General features: G+C 59.3%; 1 protein-coding gene. It reads left to right on the plus strand.

The window, feature by feature from the left end:
- The coding region (locus CBF90_RS16175) for a phage tail protein (protein ID WP_141097196.1) at positions 1–637 on the plus strand (637 nt) is incomplete at both ends.

The following is a 637-nucleotide window of genomic DNA, read 5'->3' on the forward strand; positions in this document are numbered from 1 at the left end:
GGACCACCCTGTGGGTTTATAAGGGGAGCGGTGACCCTTACGCGAATCCGCTTTCAGACGTTGACTGGTCGCGTCTGGCAAAAGTTAAAGACCTGACGCCCGGCGAACTGACCGCTGAGTCCTATGACGACAGCTATCTCGATGATGAAGATGCAGACTGGACTGCGACCGGGCAGGGGCAGAAATCTGCCGGAGATACCAGCTTCACGCTGGCGTGGATGCCCGGAGAGCAGGGGCAGCAGGCGCTGCTGGCGTGGTTTAATGAAGGCGATACCCGTGCCTATAAAATCCGCTTCCCGAACGGCACGGTCGATGTGTTCCGTGGCTGGGTCAGCAGTATCGGTAAGGCGGTGACGGCGAAGGAAGTGATCACCCGCACGGTGAAAGTCACCAATGTGGGACGTCCGTCGATGGCAGAAGATCGCAGCACGGTAACAGCGGCAACCGGCATGACCGTGACGCCTGCCAGCACCTCGGTGGTGAAAGGGCAGAGCACCACGCTGACCGTGGCCTTCCAGCCGGAGGGCGTAACCGACAAGAGCTTTCGTGCGGTGTCTGCGGATAAAACAAAAGCCACCGTGTCGGTCAGTGGTATGACCATCACCGTGAACGGCGTTGCTGCAGGCAAGGTCAACAT

The organism is Microbacterium sp. AISO3 (assembly GCF_002204305.1).
GTDB lineage: Bacteria > Actinomycetota > Actinomycetes > Actinomycetales > Microbacteriaceae > Microbacterium > Microbacterium arborescens.